This window comes from Actinacidiphila glaucinigra, assembly GCF_900188405.1.
Taxonomy (GTDB): Bacteria; Actinomycetota; Actinomycetes; order Streptomycetales; family Streptomycetaceae; genus Actinacidiphila; species Actinacidiphila glaucinigra.
The window spans coordinates 491714-513034 of record NZ_FZOF01000004.1 but is presented as its reverse complement, the minus strand read 5'-3'; the positions used below and the strand labels follow the sequence as shown (position 1 = coordinate 513034).

The following is a 21321-nucleotide window of genomic DNA, read 5'->3' as shown; positions in this document are numbered from 1 at the left end:
AGGCGTCACCGCGCTGGTCGCCACCCACGACCCCCAGCTCCTCGCCCTCGCCGACCGCGTCCTGGAACTCCGCGACGGCCACATCCTCACCACCGGCTGACGAGTCCGCCGCCGAGCGGCGGCGTGGTTCAACCGGCCGCTCGGCCCGGGCCGGGGTGTGCCCGCCGCCGGCCGCTGCGGTGCAGCGCCAGGCCGGACCAGCCGACCAGGACGATGCCCACCGCGGTGAACCCCGACCAGAACAGCAGCGGCCCGTGCCCCACGTCACGGCGGGCCACGACCCGCTCGGGACGGTCGGCCCGGTAGACGATGGGGAGCCGGTCCCCGTGGCTGGCCTGGCGGCGGTTGGTGCCCGGCGGCAGCGGGTGGGTGACCTCGGCGCCCGCCACGGTGAACGTCACCCACAGCCGGCCGTCGCCGGAGTCGTCGTCGGCCTCGCGGACGGTTCCCACCGTGTGCACGCCGTAGCGCACGGCCAGGGTGTCCCTGGCCGCCGCGGTCAGCAGCCACACACCCGCGACGAGGAACACCGCACCGGCCAGGAAGAGCACCAAGGGGTGGGCGGAACCCGCGACGGGGCCCTCGCCGGAGCCGTGCCCTTGTGTTCGCCGGCCGCCTCGCACCGGTCCGTCCCCTGCGCCCGCTGCCCCCATGACAGCAATTTACGGGAACCACAAGGCCGTAGGGGAGGGGGAGTTCGGGACACCGGCCGCGACGCGGTCCCCAACGCCGCCCGGGACGCGGGCACCCGGGCGACGGGGTGGAACCGGTCCCGGACCGCCGAGAGCCGGGACACCCCCGGCCCGGCGGCCCGCGTCGTCACGGCGCAGCCGGTCTTCGTGGCCACCGGAGCCGACGGCAGGCCCCGGCCGGTCTCGCCCGAGCACCATCGGCGGCACGCTCTGGCGCTGCGGCGCCCCGGGCGCCCGGGGCGCCGGCGGAGGCCGGCTGTTCCCGGGGCCGGGCGGGAGGGGTCGGCCCGGCCGCTCCGCCCGGCTCGTGGCCCGCACCCGTCCGGCCCGGAGGAGGCGTCTTGCCCGGGTCGTGGTGTTACGTATAACGTTCGCGCATGTCCCGTATCGCCCTGGTCACCCTCGTCGTCCGCGACTACGACGAGGCCATCGCCTTCTACACCGGCGCCCTCGGTTTTGAGCTCATCGAGGACGAGCCGCGCCCCGGCGGGAGCCGGTGGGTCGTCGTGCGCCCGACCGGCGCCGCCGCCGGCAGCGGGCTGCTGCTCGCCCGCGCCAAGAACGACGCGGAGCTCTCGCGGGTCGGCGACCAGACCGGGGGACGGGTCGGCTTCTTCCTGCACACCGAGGACTTCGCGGGCGACCACGCGCGGATGCGCGCCGCGGGGGTGACCTTCCTGGAGGAGCCCCGCCACGAGGCGTACGGCTCGGTCGTCGTCTTCCAGGACCTGTACGGGAACCGCTGGGACCTCCTCCAGCCCGCCGCCACCGCCCCCACCGACCAGGAGCGCACCGCGTGACCGCCCTCGACACCGACCTGATACGCCGGCTCCCCAAGGCCGTCCTCCACGACCACCTGGACGGCGGCCTGCGCCCGGCCACCCTGGTCGAGCTGGCCGCCGAGATCGGCCACGCGCTGCCCGCCACCGACCCCGCAGAGCTGGCCGCCTGGTACTACGACGCGGCCAACTCCGGCGACCTCGTCCGCTACATCGCCACCTTCGAGCACACGATCGCCGTGATGGGCACCCGCGAGGGCCTGCTGCGCGTCGCGGAGGAGTACGTGCTGGACCTCGCCGCCGACGGCGTCGTCTACGGCGAGGTGCGCTACGCCCCCGAGCTGCTGGTGCACCGCGGCCTCACCCTCGCCGAGGTCGTCGGGACCGTCCAGGAGGGCCTGGCCGCCGGCATGGCGAAGGCCGCCGCGGCGGGCACCCCGGTCCGCGTGGGGACCCTGCTGTGCGCGATGCGCATGACCGACCGCAGCCGCGAGGTGGCCGGCCTCGCCGTCGCCCACCGCGACGCGGGCGTCGTCGGCTTCGACATCGCGGGGGCCGAGGACGGCTTCCCGCCCGCCGACCACCTCGCCGCCTTCGAGTACCTGCGCCGCGAGAACATGCCCTTCACCATCCACGCGGGCGAGGCCCACGGCCTGGCCAGCATCCACCAGGCGGTGCAGGTCTGCGGCGCGCTGAGGATCGGCCACGGCGTCCGCCTCACCGAGGACATCGTGGACGGCAAGCTCGGCCGCCTCGCCGGCTGGATACGCGACCGCCGCATCGCGCTGGAGGTCTGCCCGACCTCCAACCTGCAGACCGGTGCCGCGGACTCCATCGCCGGGCACCCCATCACGCTCCTGCGCGACCTCGGCTTCCGCGTCACCCTCAACACCGACAACCGCCTGGTCTCGGCGACCACCATGACCCGGGAGATGGAACTGCTCGTCACCGAGGCGGGCTGGACGGCGGAGGACCTGCGCGAGGTCACCGTCAACGCGCTCAAGAGCGCCTTCCTCCCCTTCGACGAGCGGAACGCGATCATCCGCGACGTCGCTCTGCCGGGCTACAAGACGGTGCTCGGCGCGGGCCGCTGACCGACGATGGAGGTACCGGGCCGGCTCGGCTCCCGGCCCGGTACCCAATCGCGCCGAGCGCGCCCGCGCGTCCGGCGCGGGCCGGGTGCCATGCCGGAGGCGCCGATGGAGACGACCCCGTCCGGTGGACGGCCGCGCGGACGCGGCAACGTGTTCTTCGCCTTCGTCCCGTGGATCGCCTTCGACGTCGTCGCCGGGCCCAGCACCTGGGAACTGGCCGCCCTCGTGGCGCTCGTCGCCTCGGTCGTGCTCACCGTCCCCGACGTCGCCCATGGCTCGGTGAAGCTGCTGGACGTCACCGGCATCGTCTTCTTCACCGTCATCGCCCTGCTGGGCCTGGTCCTCGACCGGCACGACCTGATCTGGCTGGAGACCTACGCACAGGTCCTGGCCAACGCCGTGATCGCCGGGGTCGCCCTGGGATCGCTCGCCTTCGTGCCCTTCACCGAGCAGTACGCCCGCGAGTCCACGCCCCGCGAGATCTGGGGCACCCCGGCGTTCCGGCGCACCAACCAGGTGCTGACGCTCGTGTGGGGGCTGGTCTTCGCGCTCACCGCGGTCCTGGGACTGATCGCCCTGCGGGTCGCCGGCGGGACCGACTGGCTGAACTGGGTGATCCCGGTGGTCCTGCTCGTGCTCGCGGTCCGCTTCACCGAGTGGTACCCGGCGCGCGTGCACGAGCGCATCCACCGTGACGGAGCGGCGCGCGGCGCCTGAGACGGCGCCCGCCGGCCCGGGCCCCCGTCCGCCGCGACCGCGACCGGCTCCAACGCTCCGCCTGAGAGGGGACCGCATGGCCGCCCCCGCCCCCGCCCGCGTCCCGACCCCGGCCCAGCTCGCCTGGCGGGAGGCGGGGTTCGGCGTCTTCCCGCACCTCACCGCCCCGCGCCGCGTCACGGGCCACCGCGCGGGCTGCGCGACGGTGCCGGAGCCTCCTCAGGCGCGGCCCGTGCCGCGGTAGAGGTCGAGTTCGCCGTCGAGTTCGAGGGCGAGCACGGTGGCGCAGGGGTCCAGGGCGTCGGGGGCGGGGGCGTCGATCCACGTGACCCCGGGGACCTCGTGGAGCCCGCCGGTCACGTGGTGGGCCAGTTCGGCGCCGCTGCCGACCACCCGCACGCGACGGACGCGGTTGCGCAGTCCGCGTACCGCGATCGTCTCGCGCGGGGCGTCGAAGCACACCAGGTAGAGCGTGCGGCGGTCGGCGGACAGGGTGCTGGGGCCGTAGTGGTGCCCGGCCGGAAGCCCGGCGACGGTGCCGTACACGGCGTCGGCGTGGGCGCGGATCCAGTCGCCGAGACCCTCCAGGCGCGCGGTCTGCTCCGGGGTGATGGTGCCGTCCTCGCGGGGGCCGACGTCCAGCAGCAGGTTGCCGCCCGCGCCGATGGTCTCGGTGAAGTAGCGCACGAGCCGGTGCACCGACTTGTGGTGGTGGTCGTTGTGCTGAAAGCCCCAGGAGTCGTTGACGGTCAGGCACAACTCCCACGGCCCGGAGGGCGGTTCGACGGGGATGCCCTGCTCGGGTGTGGCGTAGTCGCCGTGGCTGAGCATGCGCGCGTTGAGGACCGTCTCCGGGTTCCCGGCGAGGATCCGCGCGGCCAGGGCGTCCAGGCCCCACTGCTCCTCGCTGCGCTCCCACTCGCCGTCGAACCACAGCAGGTCGGGGCGGAAGCGGTCGACCAGCTCCCCGACCTGGGCGTCGCGGTAGGCGAGGTACCGCTTCCAGGCGGCCGGGTCCTCCCTGCCGTCCGCCGGGGTGACGAAGCGGCTCGTCAGCACGTCCTCCAGCGGCGGGGCGGGGTGGACGACGCTGGGGTAGTCCGGGTGGTTCCAGTCCGAGTGGGAGTAGTACAGCCCGACCTTGAGGCCCTGTTCGCGCAGCGCCCGCGCGTACGGGGCGATCAGGTCGCGCCCGGCGGGGGTGCGCCGGACGACCGACAGGTCGCCCTGCGCGGTGTCCCACAGGGCGACGCCGTCGTGGTGCCGGGCGGTCAGCACCGCGTAGCGGGCGCCCGCCCGCGCGAAGAGCCCGGCCCACGCCCGCGGGTCGTAGCGGGCGGCGGTGAACCCATCGAGCTGGCGCATGTACCGCTCATGGGGGACGTCGCCGTTGTAGAAGGCCCAGGACTCGGGCACGCCGTCGACCGCGTAGATCCCGTAGTGGACGAAGATGCCGAGCTTGGCGTCGGCGAACCACGGCTGCAGGGGCATGGCTGGCGGGTCCTCGGGGATCGGGAAGGACGACCACGGGTGCGGTGATACGTCGGAGGAGTCCTGTCCTCCGCCCCGACCCTAAGGGGGATCGGGGTGACTGACAAGGAAGACCTCCGATGTATCGCCGCACCCGCACCCGCACCGCCCTCGCGGTGCCTCGGCCGCTACGTCACCGGCTACTTCACCGATCCGGCCATGACCCCCTCCACGAAGTGGCGCTGGAAGGCGAAGAAGACCGCCAGCGGCACGATCAGCGACAGGAAGGCGCCCGGCGCCAGCACGTCGATGTTGGCGCCGAACTGCCGCATCTGGGACTGCAGGGCGACCGTGAGCGGCTGCGCGTCGCTGCCCGCGAAGATCAGCGCGACCAGCATGTCGTTCCAGACCCACAGGAACTGGAAGATGGCCAGGCTCGCGATCGCCGGACGGCCCACCGGCAGCACCAGCTTCCGGAAGATCGTCCACTCCGACCCGCCGTCCATGCGGGCGGCCTCCAGCATCTCGCGCGGGATCTCGGCGAAGTAGTTGCGGAGCAGGAAGATCGCGAACGGCAGCCCGTACGCCACGTGGAAGAGGACCACGCCCGCGGTCGTGCCGAACAGCCCGACCGCGCCGAACAGCCGGGCCACCGGCAGCAGTCCGATCTGCACGGGCACCACGAGCATGCCGACGACCACCAGGAAGACCCAGTCCCGCCCGGGGAACTCCAGCCAGGCGAAGGCGTATCCGGCGAGCGCGGCGAGGACCACGACGGCGGCCGTGGCGGGCACCGAGATCAGCACGGTGTTCCAGAACGCCTGGGTGATCCCGCTGTCGCCCAGGATCGCCGAGTAGTTGTCGAAGGTCAGCGAACCGGGGTGGACCAGCGCGGACCACCAGCCGGATCCGGCGTTGTCGTCGGCGTCGCGCAGCGAGGAGACGAACAGCCCGGCCGTCGGCGTGAGCCAGACCAGTGCGACGACCGTCAGCAGGACCTGGACGAGCCCGCCGCGCAGCACCGCGACCAGCCGTGCCGCCGGGGAGGGCCGCCCGGGTGCCCGGCCGGCCGGGCCGCCCGGCGGGGTGGGCGGAGCGGGACGCGGAGCGGCGGTCTGCACGGTCATCGGCTGCTCCTGCGGAAGCGTCGGATGTTGAGGGCCATGACGGGGAGCACCAGCAGCAGCAGGACGACGCCGATCGCGCTGCCCAGGCCCTGGTTGTTGCCGCCGCCGAAGGAGACCAGCCACATCTGCAGCGCCAGGACGTTGGCCTCTTCCTGCACCGGGCCCGGCGCGATGATGTAGACGAGGTCGAAGACCTTCATCACGTTGATCACCAGCGTGACGAAGACGACTCCCAGCACGGGCGCGAGCAGCGGCACGGTGATCCTGCGGAAGATCTGCCATTCGCTCGCGCCGTCCATCCGGGCGGCCTCCAGCGTCTCGCGCGGCAGCGAGGACAGTCCGGCGCCGATCAGGACCATCGAGAACCCGGTCCAGATCCACAGGTAGGCGCCGATGATCGCCGGGGTGACCAGCGTCGGGCCGAGCCAGTCGATGCCCGTGTACGGCTCCGCGAAGTTCTTCGGCGGCAGCCGGACGCCGTACGGGCCGTCCCCGGCGTCCGGGAAGCGGAAGGAACCGTCGTCCCCCGTGGTCGTGGTGGCGACGACCTCGCCGCCCTTGGTCAGTTCGACCGCCATCTGCGGCAGGCCGCGCTCCTGGGGGTCCACGGCGCCGGGCGTGCCCCCGCCGCCCGGGACGAAGTCCAGGTAGACCACACCGGTCACCGCGTCGTCGGAGACCTGCGCGGGCGCCGCCGGACGGGCCTGCTGCGGAAGGGACGCGGGCGGCAGGCCGACCAGGCCCAGCGTGACGTCCTTGCCCGGCTCCGCCTGCGCGACCGCCTGGAAGCCGCCGTTGCCCGACTCCTTCATCACGTCCGTGCCGCGCGGGCGGGCGCCGGGGTAGGCGGAGGAGTCGTTGAAGGCGTCGTGGACGGCGACGGCGACCGCGTTCATGACGCCGCGTTGCGGGTCCTGGTCGTACACCAGGCGGAAGGTGATGCCGGCGGCGAGGAAGGAGACGGCCATCGGCATGAAGATCAGCAGCTTGAAGGCGGTGGCCCAGCGGATCTTCTCGGTGAGGACGGCGAGGACCAGGCCGACGCCGGTGAGCACCGCCGGCGCGGCCACGACCCAGATCGCGGTGTTGCGGACGGCCTTGAGACTGGCGGGGTCGGTGAACATCTCCTGGTAGTTGTCCAGGCCCACGAAGCGGTCGCCGCTCGCGTCGAACAGGCTGCGGCCGACCGAGAAGAGGATGGGGTAGCCGACGAGGGCGCCGAGCAGGGCGAGCGCCGGGAGCGCGAAGGCGATCGCGGTGACGCGGGCCCGGCGCGAGCGCCGCCGGACGGCGGCCGGGGCGGTGCCGCCCGCCGGGGCGGACGGCACCTTGTTGCGGGTGAGGGCGGACATGACCCGGCCTCAGCCCTTGTACGCCTTGGCGGCCGCGGCCTCGAGCTTCGCCGCGGTGGCCTTGGGGTCCGACGGGTCGCGCAGGAAGTCCTGCAGGATCTTCCACTCGCCCTTGCCGGGCGTGCCGCCGAAGGCGGGCGGGGTCTGGTCGGACATGTCGAAGCGCACCGTGTCACCGGCGTCGACCAGGGACTTGGCGGCCGTGCGCAGGGTGTCGTCCGCGTAGGAGGCCGGGTCCAGCTTCGTGTTGGGGGACAGGAAGCCGCCCGCCTTCGCCCAGATCCCCGCCGCCTCGGGGGTGGCCAGGTAGGCGATCAGCTCCATGGCCGCCTTGGCGTTCTTGCCGGACTTCAGCGCCACGGCGGCCTCGCCGCCGCCGACCACCGGTGCCGGGCCGCCGTCGACCGAGGGGAAGGGGAAGAACTTGGCGTCCTCGCCGACCTTGCCGCCGAGGTCGCCCGAGATGACACCGCCGACGAAGTCGCCCTCGTAGACCAGGCCGGCCTTGGGGCTCTTGCCGAAGACGTGCGCGACGGAGTCCGGGAAGCTGGTGGCCAGGGCGCCCTTGCGGCCGCCGGCGAGCAGGTCGTCCTCGCCGAAGAGCTGGGACAAGGTGGTGAGGGCCTTGACGACGGTGGGGTCGCTCCAGGGGATCTCGTGCCGGGTCAGCTTGTCGTAGTTCTCCGGGCCGGCCTGGGAGAGGTAGACGTTCTCGAACCAGTCGGTGAGCGTCCAGCCGTCGGCGCCGCCGACGGCGAAGGCGGGCAGGCCCGAGTCGGAGACGGCGCGGGCGGCGTCCAGCATCTCCGCGAAGGTCTTCGGCGGCTGCACGCCGGCCGTCTCCAGCGCCTGCGGGCTGTACCAGACCGTCGACTTGTCGGAGGTCTTGAAGTACAGGCCGTAGTAGGTGCCGTCGACCGTGCCGAAGGTCTGCCAGATCTTGGCGTAGTTCTTCTCCGCGGTGCCCTTGACGTCCGGCGACAGCGGCTGGAGCCAGCCCTTGCCCGCGAACTCCTTGAGCACGCCGGGCTGCGGCACCATCGCGACGTCGGGCGAGTCGCCGCCCTCGATCTTGCTGCCCAGGACGGTGGCGAAGTTGTCGCCGGTGGAGACGTACGCCACCTTCGCCCCGGTCTTCGCGGTGAAGCCGTCCAGGACCTTCTGGAAGTTCTCCTGCTCGACGCCGGTCCAGACGGCCGCGACGGTCACGGTCTGGCCCTTGAGCTTCTGGCCGCCGGCCGCCGGGCCGGAGTCGGAGGCGGTCTTGGTGTCACCGCCGCAGGCGGTGGTCGCGAGGGCCAGGCCGCACAGGGCGGTGGCCGCGACGAGGGTGCGCTTCATCGGATGGTGTCCCTTCTTCGATGGGGTGGTGCTGTGCAGTGGTGCGGAACGGTCAGCTGTGCGCCGGGTCGTGGACCCACCAGGCGGCGGCGTTGCCGGGGAGGACCCCGGGCGGGCAGGGGGCGCTGGACAGCAGCGGCTGTCCCGGCACGGGGGCGGGGACCGGCTCGTCGCCGAAGTTCACGGCGCAGACCAGGCCCTCGCCGCGGACGAAGGCGAGCACCCCGGGCGGTGCCTCCAGCCAGCGCAGCGTCCCCTCGCCGAGCTGCGGCAGCCGGGCGCGCAGACCGAGCGCCTCCCGGTACAGGTGCCAGAAGGAGCCGGTGTCCAGCAGCGCGCGGTCGGCGCTGTGCTCGGCGAACCAGTCCGGCTGCGGCAGCCAGGGTCGGGCCGTGCTGCCCTCGGCGGTGAAGCCGAACGGCGAGGCGTGGCCCGACCAGGGCAGCGGCACCCGGCAGCCGTCCCGGACGAACCGGCGGCTGCCGGTGCGGCGGAAGATGGGGTCGGTCAGCACCTCGTCCGGCAGGTCGACGACCTCGGGCAGCCCCAGTTCCTCGCCCTGGTAGACGTACGCCGCCCCGGGCAGCGCCAGCATCAGCAGTGCGGCGGCGCGCGCCCGGGCGGCACCGAAGTGCCCGGTGGGGCCGCCCGCGTACCGGGTGACGGTCCTGACCTGGTCGTGGTTGTTGAGCACCCATGTGACGGTGGACCCGGTCCCGGCGATGTCGCGCAGTGCCTCGGCGACGGCCGTGCGGAACGCCGCCGCGTTCCAGGGCGCGCTCAGCAGGTGGAAGAAGAAGGCCTGGTGGAGCTCGTCGGGGCGGACGTAGCGGGCCTGTTCGGCCGGGGTGGGGACGGAGACCTCGCCGACCAGGAGGCGTTCGCGTCCGTCGCGGGCGGTGTACTCCTCGCAGATCGCGCGCCACCGCCGCCACACCCCGTGCACCTCGGGACGGTTCCATGCCAGCGGGTTCACGGAGTCGCGGGTGCGCTCGTCCGCCGCGGGGTCGGGAGAGTCGGGGAGGTCGGGATGCTTGAACAGGCCGGCCGCCACGTCGATGCGGAAGCCGTCGACGCCCCGGTCCAGCCAGAAGCGCAGCACGTGCTCGAAGTGCTCGCCCACCCGCGGGTCGCGCCAGTTGAGGTCGGGCTGCTCGGGGGTGAACAGGTGCAGGTACCACTGGCCGGGCCTGCCGTCCGGTTCGGTGACCCGGGACCAGGCGGGGCCGCCGAACATCGCCCGCCAGTTGTTGGGCGGCAGTTCGCCGTGCTCGCCGCGTCCGTCGGCGAAGTGGAACAGCGACCGGGCGGGGCTGTCCGGGCCCTCCGCGAGCGCCTCGCGGAACCACGGGTGGGCGGCGGAGCAGTGGTTGGGCACGACGTCGACGACGGTGCGCAGGCCCAGCCGGTGCGCGTCGGCCACGAGGCGGTCGAACTCGGCGAGGTCGCCGTAGAGCGGGTCGACGGCCGTGTAGTCGGAGACGTCGTAGCCGTGGTCGTGCTGCGGCGAGGGGTAGAAGGGGCTCAGCCAGAGCCCGTCGACGCCCAGCTTGCGCAGGTAGGGCAGGCCCGCCCGGACACCGGCCAGATCCCCGACACCGTCGCCGGTGCTGTCCAGGAAGCTGCGCACGTAGACCTGGTAGACCACCGCGTCGCGCCACCAGGGGCGGACGGCCGTGAGGGCGGGGGAGGGGGCGGCGGCGGTGGAGGAACCGTCCTCCAGAGGGGCAGTGAACACCCGTCACCATCCTGACTGCGGGCGCGCGGACGTACACGACAGCACGCCGCGCGGGGTGGCTCGTTATGCATGCATGTTAAGTAGTCGTGTGAGGAAGGTGTCAACGGAGCTGCCAACAGTCGGCGCTTACTGGGGTGGTTTGTCTGGGTAAAGGCAACAGCCGGGGCGTTCCTGGCCCGTGAAGAGACTCCGCAGCTACCTAACATGTAAGTAGAGAGATGGGGGCGTGACGCCCACCGGGGGTGCCGCGGGTCAGCGGTCCCGCACGATCTCCCGCAACTCGCGGTCCAGCCGCGCCACGGCCTCGTCCGGCGTGGTGTGCAGCGCGAGCGCGTCCCGGCTCACCGCCGCGACCGCCAGGCTCACCTGCTCGTAACGGGCGCTCTTGGGGCGCGGCCTGGCCGCCTTTAGGCTCTGTTCCAGCACCGGCAGGTACGGGTAGCGGCGCACCAGCCCCGGGTCCCGGTACAGGTCGGCCCACACCGGCGGCAGCGAGCCCTCGGTGAGCACCTGCCGCTGCACGGACTCACCCGTCATGTAGGCCATGAGGTCGGCGGCCGTCCGGGGATGCCGCGAGTGCGCGTTGACCGCGAGGTTGGACCCGCCCAGCACGCCCGCCCCCGGCCCGCCCGGGCCGGGCAGCGGTACCGCGCCGAAGCGTCCGGCGACCCGCGAATCCGGTGCCGACGCGAGGTCGTACACATACGGCCAGTTGCGCAGGAAGAGCAGCCGGCCGTCCTGGAAGGCCCGCCGGGACTCCTCCTCCTTGAAGCGCAGCGCCTCGCGCGGGATCCAGCCCTCGCGCACCCCGCGCACCAGGAAGCCCAGTCCCTCGCGGGCGGCGGCGGAGTCCACGGTGACCCGGCTGCCCTCGCCGCCGAGGATGCCGCCCCCGGCCGACTGCACGGCCTCGGTCACGTTGACCGTCAGGCCCTCGTACGGCAGGAACTGCCCGGCGTAGCCGCCGATCCGGTACTTCGGGGCGAGCGTCTTCGCCTGGTGCTCCAACTCCGCCCAGGTGCGCGGCGGGTCCAGGTGCTCGCGGTCGAGGATGTCCTTGCGGTAGTAGAGCAGCCCGGCGTTGGTGACGTACGGGACCGCGTACAGCCGTCCGCGGAACGTGGCGGTCCCCTTCACCGAGTCCAGCAGCCGGTCCATCGGCAGGCCGCGCGGGTCGACCGGCGCGATCCATCCCGCGCCGGCGAACTCCGAGGTCCAGGCCACGTCGATGTTGAGGACGTCGAAGCGGTCGCTGCCGGAGCGCAGGCTGTCGGCCATCTGCGCACGCACCTCGTCGGCCGCCTCGGGCAGTTCGACGAGCGTCGCCTTCTCCAGCGGGTGGGCACGGTTCCAGCCGTCCAGCACGTGCTGGAGGTAGCCGGTCAGGTCGCGGCCGGTCGCGAGGGTCACCGGGCCCCGGCCCGTCGTGCCGGGCGGTCCGTCGGCGGCACGGGCCCCCGCGGAGGCGTAGCCGGTCAGCAGCAGGGCAGAGACGAGCAGGGTCCTGCCCGCGACCCGCGCCCAGCGCATACGATCCTCCAGGTCCCGCTTCCGGCGACGGCGTCGTCGTCCGAAGGGACATGTATACCTGTTGGACATGCGCGATACTAGCCATTGCGGCAAGCTGGCCTGCTCACCGATGATCGGGCTGGTGAGCGGCCCCTAACAAGCAGGTAGCCGGGGAGGAGGCAGGACGAGAGTGCGCCTTCCTCTCATGGCACTCCTCGCCAAGGGGCCCGCCCACGGTTACGAGCTCAAAACGGCACTTGAGAAGCTTTTCGGTGCTGCCTATCCTCAGCCGAACATCGGCCAGATCTATGTGACGCTGGCGCGCCTGGAGAAGTCGGGACTGATCCGGGGCGAGGACGTCACCCAGTCCGGCCGCCCCAACAAGCGGATCTACGAACTCACCGACGCCGGGCGGGAGGCGGTCGCCGCCTGGTTCGACGAGCCGTCCAGCGAGCCGCGGGTGCGCGACGAGTTCTTCATGAAGCTCGCCCTCGCCCCGGCCACCGGCATGGCCGACCAGGTCTCCCTGATCAACAAACAGCGCCGCCACTACCTCAACCTCATGCGGGCCATGTCCCGGCTCGCCGCGGGGGAGGACCGGGACGACACCATCGCGCAGCTGCTGATCGAGGGCGCGACGCTGCACCTGCAGGCGGACCTCGACTGGCTGGAACGCTGCCAGGAGGAGCTGGAATGAGAAGGGCCGAGCCGCCCCCCGCGGCGCCGCACATGCTCCGGGTCGAGGGCCTGGTCAAGACGCACCGCGTGGACGGCGGCGAGGTCCGGGCCGTACGCGGGGTCGACCTGGAGGTGCGGCCGGGCGAGTTCGTCGCGGTCACCGGCCCCTCCGGCGCGGGCAAGTCCACCCTGCTGCACCTGCTCGGCGGCCTCGAACGCCCCGACCAGGGGCGGATATGGCTGGACGGGCAGCGGGTCGACCAGCTCAGCGAGGCGCGCTGGGCGGTGCTGCGCCGGCGCGGGGTCGGCATCGTCTTCCAGTTCTTCAACCTCGTCTCCACCCTGACCGTCGCCGACAACATCGAGCTGCCCGCCCTGCTCGCCGGCCGCTCCCCCCGCCAGGTGCGCGCCGCCCGCCAGGAGCTGCTGGCCGAACTAGGCCTGACGGGCAAGGAGGACAGCACCCCCGCCGACCTGTCCGGCGGCGAGCAGCAGCGGGTCGCCCTCGCCCGGGCCCTGGTCAACCGCCCGGCCCTGCTGCTGGCCGACGAGCCCACCGGCAGCCTCGACAGCAAGGGCACCCGGGAGGTGCTGAGGCTGCTGACCCGCTGCCACGAACGCGGGCAGACCATCCTTCTCGTCACGCACGACGCCAAGGTGGCCAGCGCCGCGGACCGGGTGATCAGCCTCTTCGACGGTGAGGTCGTCGACGACATCACCCTCGACGCCGCGCCCTACCCCTCGCGTCCCTCCCGCGCCGCCGCCGACGTCGTGAAGCTGCAGGGCTGACCGCCGTGCGCGCCACCGTCCGCTGGGCCCTCGCCGATCTGCGCACGCACCGCGGCCAGGCCCTGTCCATCGTCCTGGCCACCGCCGGCATCACCGCGGCGCTGCTGCTCTCCGTCGCCCTGCTGCTGTACGCCGCCAACCCCTGGCAGCGGATGTTCACCGCCACCGAGGGCGCCCACGTCTGGCTGCGCACGGACGGCACCGCCGACACCACCGCCCTGTCCCGGATCGGCGGGGTGACGGTCTCCGGGCCCTTCCGCACCCTCACCGTCACGGCGCAGCACGGCCGGGAGAAGGCCGCCCTCGACCTGCGGGCCGCGGGCGCGAGCCCGCCGCCGGTGGGCCGGCCGCTCGTGGACCGCGGGCGCTGGCTGCGGGGCGACGCCAACGACGGCATCGTGCTGGAGCGGTCGGTGGCGTCCGCGCTGTGGGCCGAGCCGGGGGACGAGATCAGCGTGGTCCGTGACGGACGGCCGAGCACCGTCCGCGTGGTCGGCGTCGCCGGGACCGCCGAACCGCTCTACGCCCCGGGCGACACCCCGGGTGTCGCCTGGGCGTCGCCCGCCCTGGTGAGCAGCCTCGCCACCGGCCCGGCACGGGCGGGGCAGACCGTGGGGCTGCGGCTGGACGACCCGGCGGACACCGACTTCGTCGTCCAGCGGGCCGTCGACGCCGTCGGCCCGGACCGCGTCGTCGGCGTCGCCACCTGGCGGGAGGCCCGCGCCGACGCCGAGGGCGACAACCACCTTCTCGGGCTGCTGCTCGGCCTGTTCGGGCTGGCCGCGCTGCTGGCCGCCGCGATCGCGGTGACCGGCGGCATCGCCACCCGCGTGCTGGCCTACGTCCGCGACATCTCCGTCCTGAAGGCGGTGGGCTTCACCCCGGCCCAGGTGGTCCGGATGTTCCTCGTGCAGCACGCGGTGCTGGCCACCGCGGGCGTGCTGATCGGATCGGTGGCCGCGGAGACCCTCGCGCCGGGCATCCCCGGGCCGATGGGGGACGCCATGGGCCTGTGGCAGGGACTGCCGCAGCACACCTGGGCGCTCCCCGGCACGGCCGCGGCGACCGTGCTGGTCATCGCCTTGGCCACGGTGCTCGCCGCCTGGCGGGCCGGCCGGGTGCCGCCGATCCCCGCGGCGCGGGGGGCCGTTCCGGGCCGCCGCCGGATGTCCGGAGCCGTCCGGGCCGCACTGCGCCTGGGCACCCCGCCCGCGCTGGTCCTCGGCTGCCGCGGCGTGCTGCACCGCCCCGCCCGCTCCGCGGCGGCCGTGGCCCGGCTCGCGCTGCCGATCCTGATGATCACCGTGGCGCTGGGGACCTGGGCCACCCTCGACCGCTTCGAGCACCATCCGGAACAGCTCGGCCAGTCAGGCGCGCTCACCGCCCGCCCCAACGGCCTCACCGACGACGCGGTCAAGCGACTGCTCGCGGACCGGCCCGAGATCGCCGCCGTCCACCCGGGCGTCGAACTCCCCGCGCTGGTCCCCGTCCAGTCGCAGTCCTTCACCCTGCGGGGGATCGGCACCACCGCCGACCCCTACCCCTTCGCCGTCGCCGAGGGCCGGGCTCCATCCGGCCCCGACGAGGCCCTCGCCGGCCAGGGCCTGCTCGACCTGCTCCACATCGAGGTCGGCCACTGGGTCAGGGTCACCGTCGGCGGGACCCCGCACATCCTGCACATCGTCGGCCGCAGCATCGAGACCGGGCACGGCGGACGCGTCATCTCCGCCCCGCTCGACGTCCTGCGGGCCCAGGACGACTCCGTCCGGCCCTCGTACTACAGCCTGACGCTGCGTCCCGGCGCGGATCGCGCGGCGGTCCGCGGCGCCCTCACCGACGCGTCGCACGGCGCCCTGGAGGTGCGCGAGGTCACCGACCCCGGCGCCGAACTCTCGCCGGTGCGCGGCGTGATCATCGGACTGGTCAGCGTGCTCGCGCTGATCGCCCTGGCCGAACTGTCCACGGCCGTCGGCAGCGGCATCCGCGACCACGCCCGAGACATGCGCGCCTACCGCGCCGTGGGCCTGACGCCGCAGCAGAGCGTGGCGACCGTCGTCACGGGCGTCGGCCTGGTCGTGCTGGCCGCCGCAGTCGTGGGCGTCACCGCGGGGGTGTTCGCCTCCGACTGGCTGATCGACCTGCAGGGCGGTTCCAGTGGCGTCGGTGCGGGCATCGCTCAGTCGCCGCCCGTGGCCGCGCTGTTCCTGATCGTCGGGGTGTGCGTCGCGGTGGCGGTGGGCGTCTCCGTCCTGCCCGCCTCCCGCGCGGCGGGGGACCGCAACCCGCGGATGCTGCTCAACGCGCAGTAGGGGGAAGACACCGGACGCGGTGCGCCGCCGAACGGGGCCGCCGGGCATGATCCTCGGTAAGAATGAAGCACGCCGGCCGGCCCGGCCGCGCGGTCCTTGACCGCTCTGTCGGCCGTCGTCGATGCTTGCGTTGCGGCACGTGCAGAATGTGCCGTAATGAGAAACGCCCGCCTCAGGGATCCGTACCAGCCGAGGAGTACCCCATGGCCCATCAGGTCCGTGCCGTCGTCGCCCGGGAGAAGGGTTCCCCCGTCAGCCTGGAAACGATCGTCGTGCCCGACCCGGGGCCGGGGGAGGCGCTGGTGCGGATCCAGGCCTGCGGGGTCTGCCACACCGACCTGCACTACCGCGAGGGCGGCATCAACGACGACTTCCCGTTCCTCCTCGGCCACGAGGCCGCCGGCGTGGTGGAGTCGGTCGGCGAGGGCGTCACGGACGTCGCCCCCGGTGACTTCGTCGTCCTCAACTGGCGTGCCGTGTGCGGCCAGTGCCGTGCCTGTCTGCGCGGACGCCCCTGGTACTGCTTCAACACCCACAACGCCAAGCAGAAGATGACCCTGCTGGACGGCACCGAGCTCTCCCCGGCCCTCGGCATCGGGGCCTTCGCCGAGAAGACCCTCGTCGCCGCCGGACAGTGCACCAAGGTGGACCCGTCCGTGTCCCCGGCCGTCGCCGGTCTGCTCGGCTGCGGTGTCATGGCGGGCATCGGCGCGGCCATCAACACCGGCAACGTCGGCCGCGGCGACTCCGTCGCCGTGATCGGCTGCGGCGGCGTCGGCGACGCGGCGATCGCCGGCTCCCGGCTGGCCGGCGCCGCGAAGATCATCGCGGTGGACATCGACCCGCGGAAGCTGGAGACGGCCAAGAAGCTCGGCGCCACGCACACCGTCAACTCCAAGGAGACCGACCCCGTCGAGGCGGTCCGCGAGCTGACCGGCGGCTTCGGCGCCGACGTCGTCATCGAGGCGGTCGGCCGCCCCGAGACGTACAAGCAGGCCTTCTACGCCCGCGACCTGGCCGGCACCGTCGTCCTGGTCGGCGTGCCCACCCCCGAGATGAAGCTGGAACTGCCGCTGCTGGACGTCTTCGGCCGCGGCGGCGCGCTGAAGTCCTCCTGGTACGGCGACTGCCTGCCCTCCCGCGACTTCCCCATGCTCATCGACCTCCACCTGCAGGGCCGGCTGGACCTGGACACCTTCGTCACCGAGACCATCGCCCTGGACGAGGTGGAGAAGGCCTTCGAGCGGATGCACCACGGCGACGTGCTGCGCTCGGTGGTGGTCCTCTGATGGCCGCCCGCATCGACCACCTCGTCACCTCGGGCACCTTCTCGCTGGACGGCGGCACCTGGGATGTCGACAACAACGTCTGGATCGTCGGCGACGACACCGAGGCGATCGTCGTCGACGCCGCCCACGACGCCGACGCCATCGCCGCGGCGCTGGGCGGCCGCCGCCTGGTCGCGATCGTCAGCACCCACGCCCACAACGACCACATCGACGCCGCGCCCGCGCTCGCGGCGCGCACCGGCGCGCCGATCCTGCTGCACGGCGACGACCTGCCGCTGTGGAAGCAGACCCACCCCGAGCGTTCCCCCGACGCGGAATTGACGGACGGTCAGGTCATCACGGTCGCGGGCACCGAGCTCACGGTGCTGCACACCCCCGGCCACGCGCCGGGCGCCGTCTGCCTGTACGCGCCCGGCCTCGGCACCGTCTTCACCGGCGACACCCTCTTCCAGGGCGGCCCGGGCGCCACGGGGCGGTCCTTCTCGGACTTCCCGACCATCGTCGGCTCCATCCGCGACCGGCTGCTGACCCTGCCGCCGGAGACGGTCGTCCGCACCGGGCACGGCGACAGCACGACCATCGGGGCCGAGGCCCCGCATCTGGACGAGTGGATCGCCCGCGGCCACTGAGCCCCCGTGACCGCCGCACCTGCGGGTGCGGCGGTCATCGCGGCGCGAGCCACCCCACGCAGGCGTGGTTGCTCGCGGGACGAACGCCGCCGCCGCCGTGCCGTGCGCGTGCGGTGCGCGCGGGAGTCCCGGGCATCCCGCACCCTTCCCTCCGGTGCGCGAAGTGCGCCGTGCCGCGTACAGCGCGAGCCACCCCGTGGCGGCACGCGGACCGGTGCCTCGCGGGTGGCGGGACGCCGGTCCCGCCGCAACCGCGCCGGCGCTCAGGCCGACAGCACCCGCAGCGGCGCGCCGTCGCGGAAGGCGGCGACGTCCTCCACCGCCTGCCGGTAGAAGACCTCGTACGTCGCCTCCGTGACGTAGCCCAGGTGCGGGGTGAGCAGAGTGCCGGGCAGGGTCCGCAGGACGTCCCCGGCGGGCAGCGGCTCGGTGTCGTACACGTCCAGTGCCGCACCGGCGATCCGGCGCCCGCTCAGCGCGGCGACCAGCGCCGGGGTGTCGACGAGCGGCCCGCGCGAGGTGTTGACCAGCAGCGCCGTGGGCTTCATCCAGCCCAGCTCCTCGGCACCGATCAGACCGGTGCTGCGCTCGCTGAGCTTGTAGTGCACGGTGACGACGTCGGAGCGGGAGAACAGCTCCCGCCTGCCGACCGCCCGCGCACCGCACGCGGCGGCGTGCTCCGGGTCGAGGTTGGTGCTCCACGCCAGGACGTGCATCCCGAAGGCGGTGCCGATCTCGGCGACCCGCGCGCCCAGCCGGCCCAGGCCCACCACGCCGAGCGTCCGGCCGTGCAGGTCGCCGCCGATCGTGTGCTGCCACTCCCCGCGCCGCATCCCGGCCGTCTCCCCGGGGATGTGGCGGACCAGGGACAGGATGAGCCCCCAGGTCAGCTCGGCCGTGGCGTGCGGGACGCTGTCCGTGCCGCACACCGTCACACCGTGCCGGCCGGCGGCGTCCAGGTCGACGGACGCGTTCGCCATCCCCGTGGTCACCAGCAGCCGCAGCGCCGGCAGCGCCGCGAAGCGCTCCTCGGTGAAGGGGGTGCGCTCACGCATCGCGACCACCACGTCGAAGCCGTCCAGCGCCCGCGCCAGCTCGGCCGTACCGGCGATGTGGTCGTGGAGGAACACCACCTCCGCCCCCAGCGCGTCCCAGTCGGCGAAGCGGTGCGCCGCCTTCTGATAGTCGTCCAGGACGGCGATGCGCATGGTGCGGTCTCCTCGGCTCGATCGGTCGCACGGAAGGGTCCGGGGCCTGTCCTAGTATCTGCTCGGAAAGCGGCCGGAACCGAACGAGGGGTGGGCACGTGGAGACACCCGGCAGACGGCGCCGGCTGCGCTGGTGGCCCCGCTCGCTGTACTGGCGCCTCGCGCTCGGCTTTCTGGCGATCACCACGATCGGCGTCGCGGCCGCGGACGTCTACGCCGCCCGTGCCCTCGCCGAAGGCCTGCGCAACCGGCTGGACCAGCAGCTCGCCTCCATACGCCAGGACCGCCTGGACGAGCTGGAGAGCAGCTCGGACCTCGAGCCCGCCGGGGCGACCGCCGTGGTGCTGCTCACCGACGCCATCGGCAGGGTCGTGCAGCGCGAGTCCGGCGCGATGGTGGAGCGGGCCGTCATCCGGCTGTCCGGCGCCGACCTGGACCGCATGGCGACCACCGGCCGGGCGGGGGCGGTCGGCCCGGCCCCGATGCGGGCGGTCGTGGAGAAACTGCCCGACGGCGGCTACCTGGTGGTCGCCGAATCCACCGCGGACGACGCCGCCACCGTGCACAACCTCGTGGTCATCGAGGCCGTCTCGGGCGTGCCCCTGATCGCCGGCGTCGTGCTCGGCGCCCTCTACTTCAGCCGCCGCACCATCTCGCCGCTCAAGGAGATCACCGCCACCGCCCGCCGCTTCGCCGCCGAGGGCGCACCCTCGCAGCGGGTCTCCGCCCCGGTGTCGACGGCCGAGGTGGAGGCGCTGGCCGACGCCTTCAACGCGATGCTCGGCCGGGTCGACGAGGAGTTCAACCGCCGCCGCAAGGCCGAGGAGCAGCTGCGCGACTTCGTCGGCGCCGCCAGCCACGAACTGCGCACCCCGCTCACCGCGATCGGCGGCTACGCGCAACTGGTGCGCTTCGGCGCCCTCGACGACCCGGCCCGCCTCGACGACGCCATGCGCCGGGTGCAGAACGAGACCCGCAGGATGTCCGTCCTGGTGGACGAGCTGCTGCTGCTCGCCCGCCTGGACCAGGGCCGCCCCCTCGAATGCCGCCCCGTGGACCTGGCCGAACTCTGCGCCGACGCCGTGGCCGACACCCGCGTCACCGCCCCCGACCGCCCGGTGACCCTCGTCGTGGAACCCGGGCCCCATGTGGTGACCGGTGACCCCGACCGGCTCCGCCAGGTGGTCACCAACCTGCTGGCGAACGTCGTTGCGCACACCGCGCACGACGTCCCCGCCGAGGTACGGGTCGGCCGCGAGGGCGACGAGCAGATCGTCGACGTCATCGACGGCGGCCCCGGGATACCCGAGGAACTGCGCGAGCGGGTCTTCGAGCGGTTCTTCCGCGCGGGCGGCGGCCCGGCCCGGCCCGCCCTTCGCGACGACCACCCCGCCCCCGGCAGCGGCCTGGGCCTGAGCATCGTCGCCGCGATCGCCGCGGCGCACTCGGGGTCGGTGCGCGTGGAGGCGTCGGAGTCGGGTGCGTGGTTCCGGGTCCGGTTGCCGGCGCTCACTGGCGCATGATCGCGGCGACGGCCACGGCCGTCCGCAGGACCTGCAGGTCGCGCGGGGCGTCGACGCGCCGCCCGGTCAGCTCCTCGACGCGCCGCAGCCGGCGGTCGAAGAACTTGCGGCGGAGCGTGAGCAGCTCGCACGCCAGGTCGGGGTCGCCGTCGGCGGAGATCACCGCGCTCAGCGTCTCCCGCAGCACCCGGTCGTCCAGGACCGGCTGCACCATGCCGACCAGCCGCTGCGCGATGTCGGGCGTCTGCGCGGCCGCGTACTCGACCAGGACGTCGTCCAGCTGGTAGACGCCCGGGCCGAAGCCGAGCGCGTCCACCACCGCGCAAATGTCGTCCACCAGCAGCTGACCGGCCGTCACCTCGTTGTACGGCTTCCAGTGCACCGCGAGCCGGGCCGTCCCGCCGAGGTCCCGGTGGATGCGGCCCGCCAGGTCGAGGGACTCCTCGTGGCGCGGGGCGAGGGCGAGCACGTACAGCCCGCGCGCCGAGGTGAGCACGGCCGTCTCGGGGCCGCCGTGGCCGCGGGCCACCGCCTCGACGTCTCCCAGGGGACGGCCGGGCGCGCGCAGCGCCATCACGGCGTAGGCGGGCGGGGCGCAGGACGGCCGGGGCCGAGGTGCTTCCGGGACCGAGGCGGGGGCCTGCCGCCCGGGCTGGGCGAAGAAGCCCCGGTTCAGCTCCCGGGCCACGTGGCGCCCGGCGTCCGCCAGGCGACGCGCGAACTCGTCGCGGGAGCCGTCGGCGGCGCCCGCCGCGTGCCCGCTGGAGACCAGGATGTGCTCCGTCGTCTCCTGGACGGCGACCCGCAGCGCGCTCACCGGCCCGCCCCGCGCCGCCCACGCGACCCCCTCGCCGCGGATCCGCGCGGCGGTCTGCTCGCTCCACTGCCCCGAGCCGGAGACGACTTCTATGAGAGCGGCGAACAGCTCCCGGCGCAGCGAGGGCTCGCCTCCGCCGGAGTCGGTGAATCCCAGGTCAAGACAGGAATCCAGGCCCGTGGACACCGGTGCGTGGGTGGTCATGCGCGCAAGCCAAGCACCGGAGTATCAGAGTCACATCAAAGCCCGATCAGAGTTGG

General features: G+C 73.6%; 19 protein-coding genes and 1 pseudogene. 11 read left to right on the top strand and 9 right to left on the bottom strand.

What is annotated here, in order from left to right; genetic code table 11:
• Positions 1-100 (top strand): annotated as a pseudogene (locus CHF15_RS45680) (ABC transporter ATP-binding protein); the annotation flags it as partial.
• Between the two features lie 28 nt (positions 101-128).
• Here CHF15_RS45680 and CHF15_RS11325 read toward each other — a convergent pair.
• Positions 129-653, bottom strand: coding sequence for a DUF3592 domain-containing protein (locus CHF15_RS11325; RefSeq protein WP_143681550.1), 525 nt, complete (start codon positions 651-653; stop codon positions 129-131).
• Between the two features lie 416 nt (positions 654-1069).
• Between CHF15_RS11325 and CHF15_RS11320 the strand changes: the two genes are divergently transcribed.
• The 4 genes from CHF15_RS11320 (at position 1070) to CHF15_RS44825 (ending at position 3526) form a co-directional block, all read left to right on the top strand.
• Complete coding sequence (locus tag CHF15_RS11320; RefSeq protein WP_089223540.1) at positions 1070-1492, top strand: VOC family protein; 423 nt, start codon at positions 1070-1072, stop codon at positions 1490-1492.
• Entirely contained in the window at positions 1489-2565 is a 1077-nt protein-coding gene (locus CHF15_RS11315) for an adenosine deaminase (RefSeq protein ID WP_089223539.1), read from the top strand. Before CHF15_RS11320 ends, CHF15_RS11315 begins: the two co-directional genes overlap by 4 nt.
• 105 nt (positions 2566-2670) lie before the next feature.
• A complete protein-coding gene (locus tag CHF15_RS11310) occupies positions 2671-3282 on the top strand; it encodes a DUF3159 domain-containing protein (RefSeq protein WP_089223538.1) in 612 nt (203 codons plus the stop codon).
• Between the two features lie 76 nt (positions 3283-3358).
• Complete coding sequence (locus CHF15_RS44825; RefSeq protein WP_179279736.1) at positions 3359-3526, top strand: hypothetical protein; 168 nt, start codon at positions 3359-3361, stop codon at positions 3524-3526.
• On the opposite strand, the gene CHF15_RS11305 is transcribed toward CHF15_RS44825, so the two are convergent.
• The 6 genes from CHF15_RS11305 to CHF15_RS11280 form a co-directional block, all read right to left on the bottom strand.
• Positions 3502-4773 (bottom strand): alpha-L-fucosidase, encoded by a 1272-nt coding sequence (locus CHF15_RS11305; protein WP_089223537.1) that lies wholly within the window; start codon positions 4771-4773, stop codon positions 3502-3504. The two genes, CHF15_RS44825 and CHF15_RS11305, sit on opposite strands and share 25 nt — an antisense overlap.
• 179 nt (positions 4774-4952) lie before the next feature.
• The gene (locus CHF15_RS11300; protein ID WP_089223596.1) at positions 4953-5783 is read right to left on the bottom strand and encodes a carbohydrate ABC transporter permease; all 831 of its coding nucleotides are present in this window, start codon (positions 5781-5783) and stop codon (positions 4953-4955) included.
• A 92-nt stretch (positions 5784-5875) separates the two neighbouring features.
• Entirely contained in the window at positions 5876-7231 is a 1356-nt protein-coding gene (locus CHF15_RS11295; protein ID WP_089223536.1) for a carbohydrate ABC transporter permease, read from the bottom strand.
• 9 nt (positions 7232-7240) lie between these two features.
• A complete protein-coding gene (locus CHF15_RS11290) occupies positions 7241-8572 on the bottom strand; it encodes an ABC transporter substrate-binding protein (protein WP_089223535.1) in 1332 nt (443 codons plus the stop codon).
• A gap of 52 nt (positions 8573-8624) precedes the next feature.
• The gene (locus CHF15_RS11285) at positions 8625-10310 is read right to left on the bottom strand and encodes a glycoside hydrolase family 13 protein (protein WP_410169628.1); all 1686 of its coding nucleotides are present in this window, start codon (positions 10308-10310) and stop codon (positions 8625-8627) included.
• Between the two features lie 252 nt (positions 10311-10562).
• Positions 10563-11840: an ABC transporter substrate-binding protein gene (locus CHF15_RS11280; protein WP_089223534.1), complete on the bottom strand. Its 1278-nt coding sequence runs from the start codon at positions 11838-11840 to the stop codon at positions 10563-10565.
• A 169-nt stretch (positions 11841-12009) separates the two neighbouring features.
• On the opposite strand from CHF15_RS11280, the gene CHF15_RS11275 reads away from it, so the two are divergent.
• The 5 genes from CHF15_RS11275 (at position 12010) to CHF15_RS11255 (ending at position 17513) form a co-directional block, all read left to right on the top strand.
• Entirely contained in the window at positions 12010-12516 is a 507-nt protein-coding gene (locus CHF15_RS11275; RefSeq protein WP_026251263.1) for a PadR family transcriptional regulator, read from the top strand.
• Complete coding sequence (locus CHF15_RS11270; RefSeq protein ID WP_179279735.1) at positions 12513-13286, top strand: ABC transporter ATP-binding protein; 774 nt, start codon at positions 12513-12515, stop codon at positions 13284-13286. The genes CHF15_RS11275 and CHF15_RS11270 overlap by 4 nt, the downstream gene beginning before the upstream one ends.
• Before the next feature lie 5 nt (positions 13287-13291).
• The gene (locus CHF15_RS11265; protein WP_089223532.1) at positions 13292-15595 is read left to right on the top strand and encodes an ABC transporter permease; all 2304 of its coding nucleotides are present in this window, start codon (positions 13292-13294) and stop codon (positions 15593-15595) included.
• Between the two features lie 203 nt (positions 15596-15798).
• On the top strand, positions 15799-16884 hold the full coding sequence (locus tag CHF15_RS11260; protein ID WP_089223531.1) for an S-(hydroxymethyl)mycothiol dehydrogenase: 1086 nt from the start codon (positions 15799-15801) through the stop codon (positions 16882-16884).
• Complete coding sequence (locus CHF15_RS11255) at positions 16884-17513, top strand: MBL fold metallo-hydrolase (protein ID WP_089223530.1); 630 nt, start codon at positions 16884-16886, stop codon at positions 17511-17513. The genes CHF15_RS11260 and CHF15_RS11255 overlap by 1 nt, the downstream gene beginning before the upstream one ends.
• Positions 17514-17776: 263 nt before the next feature.
• On the opposite strand, the gene CHF15_RS11250 is transcribed toward CHF15_RS11255, so the two are convergent.
• Positions 17777-18721, bottom strand: coding sequence for a D-2-hydroxyacid dehydrogenase family protein (locus tag CHF15_RS11250; RefSeq protein ID WP_089223529.1), 945 nt, complete (start codon positions 18719-18721; stop codon positions 17777-17779).
• A 98-nt stretch (positions 18722-18819) separates the two neighbouring features.
• Between CHF15_RS11250 and CHF15_RS11245 the strand changes: the two genes are divergently transcribed.
• Positions 18820-20244: a sensor histidine kinase gene (locus CHF15_RS11245; protein ID WP_089223528.1), complete on the top strand. Its 1425-nt coding sequence runs from the start codon at positions 18820-18822 to the stop codon at positions 20242-20244.
• On the opposite strand, the gene CHF15_RS11240 is transcribed toward CHF15_RS11245, so the two are convergent.
• Positions 20231-21265, bottom strand: coding sequence for a helix-turn-helix domain-containing protein (locus tag CHF15_RS11240; RefSeq protein ID WP_089223527.1), 1035 nt, complete (start codon positions 21263-21265; stop codon positions 20231-20233). The genes CHF15_RS11245 and CHF15_RS11240 overlap by 14 nt on opposite strands.
• Positions 21266-21321: the final 56 nt, after the last annotated feature.

What these genes read in the sequence shown, in the direction of transcription:
- CHF15_RS11255 (WP_089223530.1), top strand. Translation starts at nt 16,884, where the DNA reads ATGGCCGCCCGCATCGACCACCTCGTCACCTCGGGCACCTTCTCGCTG.
- CHF15_RS44825 (WP_179279736.1), top strand. Translation starts at nt 3,359, where the DNA reads ATGGCCGCCCCCGCCCCCGCCCGCGTCCCGACCCCGGCCCAGCTCGCC.
- CHF15_RS11270 (WP_179279735.1), top strand. Translation starts at nt 12,513, where the DNA reads ATGAGAAGGGCCGAGCCGCCCCCCGCGGCGCCGCACATGCTCCGGGTC.
- CHF15_RS11310 (WP_089223538.1), top strand. Translation starts at nt 2,671, where the DNA reads ATGGAGACGACCCCGTCCGGTGGACGGCCGCGCGGACGCGGCAACGTG.
- CHF15_RS11320 (WP_089223540.1), top strand. Translation starts at nt 1,070, where the DNA reads ATGTCCCGTATCGCCCTGGTCACCCTCGTCGTCCGCGACTACGACGAG.
- CHF15_RS11295 (WP_089223536.1), bottom strand. Translation starts at nt 7,231, where the DNA reads ATGTCCGCCCTCACCCGCAACAAGGTGCCGTCCGCCCCGGCGGGCGGC.
- CHF15_RS11240 (WP_089223527.1), bottom strand. Translation starts at nt 21,265, where the DNA reads ATGACCACCCACGCACCGGTGTCCACGGGCCTGGATTCCTGTCTTGAC.
- CHF15_RS11280 (WP_089223534.1), bottom strand. Translation starts at nt 11,840, where the DNA reads ATGCGCTGGGCGCGGGTCGCGGGCAGGACCCTGCTCGTCTCTGCCCTG.
- CHF15_RS11290 (WP_089223535.1), bottom strand. Translation starts at nt 8,572, where the DNA reads ATGAAGCGCACCCTCGTCGCGGCCACCGCCCTGTGCGGCCTGGCCCTC.
- CHF15_RS11250 (WP_089223529.1), bottom strand. Translation starts at nt 18,721, where the DNA reads ATGCGCATCGCCGTCCTGGACGACTATCAGAAGGCGGCGCACCGCTTC.
- CHF15_RS11260 (WP_089223531.1), top strand. Translation starts at nt 15,799, where the DNA reads ATGGCCCATCAGGTCCGTGCCGTCGTCGCCCGGGAGAAGGGTTCCCCC.
- CHF15_RS11305 (WP_089223537.1), bottom strand. Translation starts at nt 4,773, where the DNA reads ATGCCCCTGCAGCCGTGGTTCGCCGACGCCAAGCTCGGCATCTTCGTC.
- CHF15_RS11325 (WP_143681550.1), bottom strand. Translation starts at nt 653, where the DNA reads ATGGGGGCAGCGGGCGCAGGGGACGGACCGGTGCGAGGCGGCCGGCGA.